The sequence below is a fragment of the Corallococcus aberystwythensis genome, assembly GCF_003612165.1.
Classification (GTDB): Bacteria; Myxococcota; Myxococcia; order Myxococcales; family Myxococcaceae; genus Corallococcus; species Corallococcus aberystwythensis.
Map to the genome: position 1 here is coordinate 1 of NZ_RAWK01000358.1, position 8,143 is coordinate 8,143.

Consider the following 8,143-nt stretch of genomic DNA (forward strand, 5'->3'; position numbering starts at 1 on the left):
GTCCCGGGCCATGTAGGTGCTGGGCGGCAGCTCGGACAGCTGGGGCGGGGTGGGCTCGGGCGGAGCACTGTCGCGCTCCAGCCCAAGCTGGAAGCGGACGCGGGAGAAGGGCGGATCCACCGAGGGCAGCCCGGTGAGCACCAGGGTGAGCGGCTGGTAGCGCACCTGGCCCAGCACGCTCTCCCCGAGCACGAAGGTGGCATCCACCGAGGAGGGGCCCGCCGTGTCCGGCTCCAGGGCCACCTGCTCGGTGCGCACCTGCCGGCCCCGCTCATCTTCCACCCGCAGGTGCTCCGGGCCCAGCCCGGGGGGAACGTCCCCCCACTCCGCGGAGGCGTGGGGGATGAAGTGCAGGCGCAGCCGGAAGCCACGGGCCTCCACCGCCACCAACTCCAGATAGTCCAGGCCCTGCCGGCCGGCGGTGTCCGCCAGCAGCCGCCGCCGGTTCAGGTTCTGGCGCGCGCTGCTCGCGGGAGGGGTGAGGGGCTCTCCGCTCATCGCACGAACCGGTTCTGCTGCCGCTGTCCGGTGGACAGCACCACGTAGCGCAGGGTGATGGCCAACCTGGCGTCCTCGGAGCTGACCTCCAGCCCCTCCACGGAGATGAGCTCCCCCAGCCAGCGCTGCAGGTTGCTCTGCAACAGCAGGCGGGTGCTGGCCAGCAGTTCTTCACCCGCGGGGGCGAAGACGAGCTGGAGCAGGCCACTGCCGAAGTCCGGGCGGTTGAGGCGCTCGCCGGGGGTGGTGAAGAGCACCTGCTCGATCAGATCGCGCACGTGGTCCTCGTACGAGCCGCTGGCGGTGGTGGCGCCGCGGAGGTCCACCGCATAGGGAAAGGCCACATCAATGCGGGGAATGCTCACAGCGGCACCCCGAACAGCACGGGCGCGGCCACGGAGATCGCCGCCTCCGCCGCGCCGGCGATGGCCAGGTCTCCGACGACATCCGCCAGGCCGACCACGCTCAGGTCTCCTGCGATCTCCACCGCTCCCACGATGGCCACATCCCCGAGGAGCTCCGTGGCGCCGGTGACCTCCACATCCCCGAGGATCTCCGTGGCGCCGGTGACCTCCACATCCCCGAGGATCTCCGTGGCGCCGGTGATGTCGACGTTGGCGGTGACGGTGACCTCCTCGGCGGTGATGGACACGTCCTCGGCGGTGACGGTGACGGCGCCCTCCGTCTCCACGCTGACGCTCGCCTCGGTGAGGGTGACGGTGGTGGGTGGCAGGGTGGCGGTGATCTCCTCCGGACTCATGGAGATGATGGCCTCGGCGGTCTGGATCTGCAGCCCCGCCGCGTCGATGGTGAGGGTGACAGGGATCTCCACGGCCGGTGGTCCCACCTCGAGCAGCAGCCCGCCCGCGCCCTCGATGTCATTGATGACCAGGGTGCACGCGTCCGTCTTGATGACCTTCTGGAAGGGCGTGGCGGCGACCACGGGCTTCTCCAACTCACTCCAGAAGCAGCCCACCCAGATGGGGTGGGTGGGGTCTCCGCCCTCGAACTCGACCCAGACGTTGGCGCCGATGGGGGGCAGCATGAGGAAGCCCACCTGCGGGCCGGCATAGGGGACGCAAGGCAGCGCCCAGCTGGCCTCGATTCCAGCGAGGGCCGGGACGTCCACCAGCAGCCGTCCCAGCTCCATGAGATCGATGTTGTCCACCACCTTGCCGCGGTACTTCCCGTAGTAACGGCGGCCCTGCTCTGGCTGATCCCGGCGCGGCGCGGATGGACTCATGGAGACACCGTGGAAACCGTGCTTCCCCATCCCTCTCGGGTCAGGGTGAAGTTCTGGGTATAGGAATCAGGCGTGATCTGATGGGTGACCTGCTTGACGTAATACAACCCGTCATGCGCATGGCCGGCGCCGCGCACGCCGACCATTCCCGCCACCGAAAGGATGGAGCCGTAGCGAAGCACGTCCAGCTCGCCGGTGGCGGTGAGCACCTGATCGCTGGAGCGGTCCACCATGCCCTGGGCCACGAGCATGGCGGTGAGCGGATCCATCCCCTGCGGATCCAGCAGGCTCAGGCGGATGTGGGGGACCTGGGTGACGAACGCGGAGGAGCTGGCCATGGGAGGCGAGCGCAGCGGGGCGAGGGCCCCCACGGGGATGTCCGCGTCCGTGATCAGGGTGTCCTGGACGAGCCCGGCCACGGTGGTGGCGGCCAGCGCGTCATAGGAGAAGCTGAGCGAGCGCACGTTGCTGGCGGGCAGCTCGTTGAGGGTGAGGGCGCGCTGGGCGGGGCCCATGCCGCCGCCGAAGCCGAACGAGGTGAGCTGCGTGGCCAGCCCCGCGTTGCGCGGCGGGCCGAAGTACGCGGTGTTCGTCAGCGGCTCGGGGCCGGGCAGCACCTGGAAGACATAGCCGTTGCGGCTGGCCAGCATGTTGAGGAAGGCGCGGTCCGTCATGCCGGACTGCTGCGTCGTCCACTCCAGCGGCAGCACCACGGGGCTCATCAGGTTGACGGAGATGCTGGGGATGAGGCCGTACTGCAGGTACTGGGCGAGGATGAACCCGGCGATGACGGAGTCATTCATGCTCGGGTAGGGCAGGGACTTCTCGTGCAGGTCCATCGCCACGCTCACGTCCTCGCCGGTGACCACGAGCGTGTCGGGCTGGGGCGGCTGGCCGGGCTGCAGCTCCACGCGGGTGATGAGCCCATCCATGACGGGGTGCTGCGCGGAGTTGAGCGTGGCGACCAGGACGACGCGGTGGAAGGGCACGAAGGTGGACCGCACCAGGGTGTCCACCTGCAGCGGGCCGGGATCCCGCGTCACCTGGAACTGGAGCTGGAACCCGGAGGGGCCGGAGTCCGAGAGGGTGATCTCCGCGCGGCGCAGGGCGGCGGTGAGCGCGGCGGGCGCGGGCGAGGGGACGATGCTGCCCACCATCAGGAGCAACTGCAGGCCGGGAGCGCTCATCTGGGCTCGGGCACGAGGGCAAGCGGCACGCGCACGCGGCGGCCAGGCTCGTCCACGAGCTCGAAGGGATCCAACACCATGTTGGTGTCACACAGGCGCCAGTACTGCAGTGGATCCCTTAGCGTGCGCGCTGCGAGCTGATCCACCCGCTCCTCGGGCCGCACCCCTGTCTGGCCGAAGATGCCCTGTTGTTGCATGGGGGGAAAGCGTCGGCGCTTGTAGACGATCTCTGTACCGTCAGGCGCCGTGTAGGTCGCATTGCTCACCTGGCTGTAGCGGCTGGTCGGGCTGAACATGGGGGCCTCGGGGTGTAAGGTATAGAATAAAAACCAGCAGGGGCCGAGCCTGGGTCTCAGGACACCAAGGAGTGGCGTCATGGGCGGCAGCGCGTACGCAGCAAGAGGGAAGCCTTCCGCCAGAGCGCCGCAGGCCGCGCCTCCCATGGAGGCCTCGCCCGACCAAGTCGCTCCCCCCGCTGTCAGCGGCGCGCGGCAGCCCCTCCCGGCTGCCTCGCCGGGCAGCCCTGGGTACGATGTCAGCACCGTCCCCGTCTCCGCCAGCGGGCGCGCGCTCCCGTCCGGCCTCCGGCGCAAGATGGAGCAGGCGCTGCGGGCTGACTTCTCCAACGTGCGTGTCCACGAGGGACGCCACGTCTCCCGCCTGGACGCCGACGCCGTCACGCAGGGCAATTCCCTCCACTTCGCGCCAGGCGCGTTCCGTCCCGACACCTCCGAGGGCCAGTCGCTGCTGGGCCATGAGCTGGCGCATGTGGTGCAGCAGCGGAGCGGGCGCGTGCGCCCCATGCGGCGGATGGAGGGCTTCCAGGTGAATGACGATGCGGGGCTCGAGCGCGAAGCCGACACCCTGGGCGCTCGCGCCCTCCAGGGCAGCGCGCTCCTCGACGGTCCCGCGCCGCTGCCAGCAGCTCAGGCTTCGTGGCGGCCCGCCGCCATGGTGGCGCAGCGAGGAAAAAAGAAGAAGAAGCAGGTTCGCCCGCCCAAGAACGTCCTGGCGCTGCCACCCAACCCGTTCAAGGGGAAGCGTCCGGATAAGCCCAAGGCGTTGACGGGCCACAAAGACAGCCGAGGCAATTCCCTGACGGCCCATCACAAGCTGCCTTACAACCAGATCATCGCCGAGGCGAATGCCGCCATTGGGGGGAATCAGGCCACCCATGGCAACCTGGAGCAGTGGGCGCAGCGAGGGACCTCGGATCAGATAGGGATTGGCGGGCTCGCCTGGACGCAGCACAACGTCTTCCTGGGGCCTCTGCCCGAGCATCGCTCCGACGATCCCAAGGAAAAGCTGGACACCCACTTCACCCAGAGTGGCACGGTGACGCCGAAGAGCGAACTGGCGCTTGAGATCGAGGCCTCTGGAGGGCTCGGGAAGATCGATCCGCAGGAGCTGCAGAAGAAGCTGGCGGCACTCCAGGACCTGGACTTCTCCGGCTACGAGTCCGACGAGTGGGAGGACGACGGCACCGGCAAGCGGCGCCAGAAGGGAATGCCCCAGGACTGGCAGCAGCTGTCCCATCAGGACCGGCTGAAGTACGCGAAGAACAAGAAGGCCCCGAAGACGCCCTGAGCGCGGCCCGGCCGATTCACCCCAGGGAGTTGGGGTCCACGCCAATGACTTGCTGACTGGCGGAGGAGTACCCGCCCGAGGCGGCCTGCTGCTGCTTGGCGCTCTGGTAGGCCATGAACAGCGAGAACGCGGGATCCTGCGGGCTGACGTCGGAGTAGCTGAGCACCTGCATGCTCAGGGAGACGCGGGCGCGGATGGGGGCCAGTGAGGCGAGGAAGGCCTCCTCGGTGACGCTGTAGCTGGTGAGCTTGACGGGCACGGCGCGGGTGGTGCCCCAGGTGAAGACGACGGTGGGCGCCAGGTACGGGCCGATCTCCAGGGTGCCGGCCTGGAGCAGGGTCTGCGTGGTCTGCACCTGGGTGGTGGAGGGGTAGAGCAGCGTCTCCAGGGCGGCGAGCTGGGGGCGGATGTCCGCCGACGCGGGCTGGCCGGGGCCCGGGGAGAGCTGCAGCGTGGCGTCGATCTCCAGCTCCACGTCGATGGACTCGGTAGGGGCCGCGGCGTACATGAGCCGGGAGCTCTGGGACTGGCGATCACCGCCGACGAGCTGCGGCTCCAGGCGCCGGCGCAGCGATGCGGGGTTGAGCTGGAAGACGATGACCTGCCGGCTGCCGCCCGTGGCGGGCAGGATGACCAACGAGCCCATCAGCGTCTTGAGCGCGGGGTCGAAGAGAGTCGTCACGGCGTGTCTCCGGTGAGCTGCGCGAGGAGCTGGGCGGCAGCGTGCGCGGCGGCGCGCTCGGTGTCCAGCCCGGGGGGAAGTGAGAGGGTTGCGGACTCCAGGCGCAGGGTGCCGCCAGGGCCGGGCTTCAGGCCTTCCAGGCCGCGCTCCGCGAGCAGCCGGGACAGGTGGGAGGACAGGGCTTCCCGGAAGCCCTCGGGGTGGAGCACGAGCCCCTCGGGCAGCACCAGCGCTTCGATGTCCAGGACTAGTCCCATCCTTCGAACTCCCGTGGGTTGGGGAAGGGCTGCTGGAGCTTCTCGAACTCGCGGCGCGCGGCGGCGATCACGTGGCGGGGCCTCACGGCGGCGGGGGTCCCGGCGCGCGAGGACTCCTCGGCGGCCAGCACGGCGGCATGCAAGGCGATGCTGCGAATCGCCGCGCCCGACACATTGAGCACCGCCAGGCGCTCCGGCTCCAGCCCCTCGGCCGGCATCTGGGCGGAGAAGACGCGGCGCCACATGGCAGCGCGCTGCTTCCGGTCCGGGAAGGCGAAGTCGATGATGAAGCGCAACCGGCGCGTGAAGGCCGGATCCAAACCCGACTTCAGGTTGGTCGTCAGCAGCGCCAGCCCCCGGAAGGACTCCATGCGCTGGAGCAGGTAGCTGACCTCGATGTTGGCGTGGCGGTCATGGCTGTCCTTCACCTCGCTGCGCTTGCCAAAGAGCGAGTCGGCCTCATCGAAGAGGAGCACGGCGCCTCCGGACTCGGCGGCATCGAAGACGCGGCGCAGGTTCTTCTCCGTCTCACCGATGTACTTGCTCACCACTCCGCTCAGATCAATGCGGTACAGGTCCAAACCCAGGCTGTGGGCGAGCACCTCGGCGGCGAGCGTCTTGCCCGTACCGGGCGGGCCGGAGAGGAGGATGGAGGTTCCGGTGCCGCGCCAGCCGCCGGAGGTGAGCCCCCACGTCTCATGAACGAGCAGGCGGTGGCGCAGGTGGAATTCCACTTCGCGGAGCTGCTGGAGGACCGGGTCGGGGAGGAGCAGGTCCTCCCAGCTGGCGCGCACCTCCAGGCGCTGGGCGAGCGTCTCCAGGTGCCGCCGCGACTGGGCGCACGCCCCCTGCCAGAGCGCGGCCTGGACCTGCTCCGGGCCGGGCTCGCGCACGAGCTGGAGCTGGCCCATGGCATGGGTGACGGCGGAGTCGATGGCGGGACGGTCCAGGTCGAACTGGTTGATGAGGACCTCGGTGGCCTGTGGCAGGCGCCAGCCTTCGAAGGCCTCGGGGCGCAGGTGGCGGCCCAGCGCCTCCAGCCAGAGGCCGCGCTGCTCGGTGGCGGCAGGAAGGGGCACTTCCAACAGCACCGTGCCGCGCGTCCCGGTGGCGAGCCGCTCAGGCGCGGTGAACAGCAACACGCCACGCACGGAGGTCGTCAACCGCGCCAGGGCCGCCATGCGCTCGGGCGCATGGGTGTCCAGGTCATGGCAGTCCACGACCAGCGCCACACGGTTGAGCAGGGCCTCCCGATTCCACAGCTTCGCCAGCCGCTCTCCTTCCTCCCGGGAGGAGGGAAGGGCCTCGGAGGGTAGACATCGCAGCTCCAGCTCAAGCAGCTCCGTGGCACGCACGGCCAGGGCGAGCTGATCCCTGCGGCTGCGGCCGGAGAGCTGGATCACCGGCAGCTCGGGCTCACGGGTGGCGCTGGCCAGCGTGGCGGCCACCTGGCGGGCGATGCGCTCATGCGAAGGCACGAGCGGGCCGGGCTCGGGCAGCGGCTGGAGCAACTGCGAGAGGCGCTCATCGAGCGCCTCGATCCCGAGCAGGTACTGCCACACGCGCTCCTCGGCGCGAAGCGGCGCGAGCGTGAGCGAGGTGCCAGTGCCGAGGGCGATGAGGCCCCAGTGGCGCAGGGCCCCCTGCGGCGAGAGCGCATCCCAGTGCGAGCCCGGGATCGTGGCGAGCGCAAGCGAGAAGGTGGGCCACGGCCGGTTGGCATCTCCCTGCGCGCGGGCGCAGAGCGCGGGGAAGCGCGCGTCCAGCTCCATGCCGACGCACAGCAGCAGCGTGTCACGTTCGAAGGGCGTGAGCTTGAATTGCTCGCACAGCTCTCGCAGGACGGGAGGGCACTCTTCGGACTCGGGCCAGGGAGGCCAGCCTTCGTCGTCGAACGCAGGGAGCTCCGCGGGCGTGGCGAGCGAAGGGTCCGAGTGGCGCTCGAGCAGGAAGTGCACCCGCCGCAGGGCCGCGGAGAGGAAGGCGCGGTTATGGGATTCCCAGCTCATGAGGCCTTGGGCTTCGGGGAAGGCACCACCTTTTCGACAAGCCGGTTGGCTGTGGCCACGACGTCGCTGTCCACGAGCACGGGGCCGCACTCGTACGCGACGGAGAGCAGGTAGGGGACTTGGTAGAGCACGGACCACATCTTGGACAGCGTCTCCGCGTCGAGCCGGGAAGGTGTCACGGTGAGCTGGGACTCCTGCTGGTCCAGGTTGGAGCCGTGGAGGAGCGAGGGGTGGCTATCGATGGCTTCCCGGATGAGGGAGGGTGTCAGGATGGGAATGCGGTTGAGGGTGGCGGCCACGCTGCCCAGCAGGAGCTGGGGCTCCAGCCGGTCCTCATCACCGTAGAAGGTGAAGAGGTAGTGCAAGTCCATGGCGACGCGCGGCACGGCGAGCAGGCTGCCATTGGGCCGACGCGTGGGGACGTGGTCGTTGCGGAGGGTGGGGTTCGGGGTGACGAGGTAGAGGTAGATGTTGACGCCCCGCACGAGGGTGCCAGAGCCGAGCGTGCGTGGGTTGGACGTGGAGACGTGGGCGCTGGGGACGGCCTCGATGGCGTACTTGCTCACCAATGTCTTGAGGGCGGTGGTGACGGTGGCGATGGCGAGGTGATTGCTCATCTGGGTTTCCGGGAGGCCAGGTAGTCACGGAGGCTGAGACTGGGCTTGGGCAGTGCGCGGGGC

10 protein-coding genes are annotated in these 8,143 nt (G+C 69.5%); 1 reads left to right on the forward strand and 9 read right to left on the reverse strand.

The window, feature by feature from the left end; all coding sequences use genetic code 11:
• The 5 genes from D7W81_RS37355 to D7W81_RS37375 all read right to left on the reverse strand — a co-directional run.
• Positions 1-498: hypothetical protein (locus tag D7W81_RS37355; protein ID WP_147445759.1), on the reverse strand; the 498-nt coding region annotated here is incomplete at its 3' end.
• Positions 495-863 (reverse strand): GPW/gp25 family protein, encoded by a 369-nt coding sequence (locus D7W81_RS37360; RefSeq protein WP_244227699.1) that lies wholly within the window; start codon positions 861-863, stop codon positions 495-497. The genes D7W81_RS37360 and D7W81_RS37355, both read right to left, overlap by 4 nt.
• Positions 860-1,741: a phage baseplate assembly protein V gene (locus D7W81_RS37365; protein WP_208721620.1), complete on the reverse strand. Its 882-nt coding sequence runs from the start codon at positions 1,739-1,741 to the stop codon at positions 860-862. The genes D7W81_RS37360 and D7W81_RS37365 overlap by 4 nt, the downstream gene beginning before the upstream one ends.
• The gene (locus D7W81_RS37370) at positions 1,738-2,928 is read right to left on the reverse strand and encodes a YEATS domain-containing protein (protein ID WP_147445760.1); all 1,191 of its coding nucleotides are present in this window, start codon (positions 2,926-2,928) and stop codon (positions 1,738-1,740) included. The genes D7W81_RS37365 and D7W81_RS37370 overlap by 4 nt, the downstream gene beginning before the upstream one ends.
• A complete protein-coding gene (locus D7W81_RS37375) occupies positions 2,925-3,224 on the reverse strand; it encodes a LysM domain-containing protein (RefSeq protein ID WP_120560153.1) in 300 nt (99 codons plus the stop codon). The genes D7W81_RS37370 and D7W81_RS37375 overlap by 4 nt, the downstream gene beginning before the upstream one ends.
• A 79-nt stretch (positions 3,225-3,303) precedes the next feature.
• Here D7W81_RS37375 and D7W81_RS37380 point away from each other — a divergent pair, with 79 nt between their 5' ends.
• Positions 3,304-4,515, forward strand: coding sequence for a DUF4157 domain-containing protein (locus D7W81_RS37380; RefSeq protein ID WP_120560147.1), 1,212 nt, complete (start codon positions 3,304-3,306; stop codon positions 4,513-4,515).
• 16 nt (positions 4,516-4,531) lie between these two features.
• On the opposite strand, the gene D7W81_RS37385 is transcribed toward D7W81_RS37380, so the two are convergent.
• The 4 genes from D7W81_RS37385 to D7W81_RS37400 are packed head-to-tail and all read right to left on the reverse strand — an operon-like array spanning position 4,532 to position 8,080.
• The gene (locus D7W81_RS37385; RefSeq protein WP_120560148.1) at positions 4,532-5,197 is read right to left on the reverse strand and encodes a CIS tube protein; all 666 of its coding nucleotides are present in this window, start codon (positions 5,195-5,197) and stop codon (positions 4,532-4,534) included.
• Positions 5,194-5,454, reverse strand: a complete 261-nt coding sequence (locus D7W81_RS37390) for a hypothetical protein (protein ID WP_120560149.1) — start codon at positions 5,452-5,454, stop codon at positions 5,194-5,196. Before D7W81_RS37390 ends, D7W81_RS37385 begins: the two co-directional genes overlap by 4 nt.
• Positions 5,445-7,463 (reverse strand): ATP-binding protein, encoded by a 2,019-nt coding sequence (locus D7W81_RS37395; protein WP_120560150.1) that lies wholly within the window; start codon positions 7,461-7,463, stop codon positions 5,445-5,447. Before D7W81_RS37395 ends, D7W81_RS37390 begins: the two co-directional genes overlap by 10 nt.
• Entirely contained in the window at positions 7,460-8,080 is a 621-nt protein-coding gene (locus tag D7W81_RS37400) for a Pvc16 family protein (protein WP_120560151.1), read from the reverse strand. The genes D7W81_RS37395 and D7W81_RS37400 overlap by 4 nt, the downstream gene beginning before the upstream one ends.
• Between the last annotated feature and the right edge of the window lie 63 nt (positions 8,081-8,143).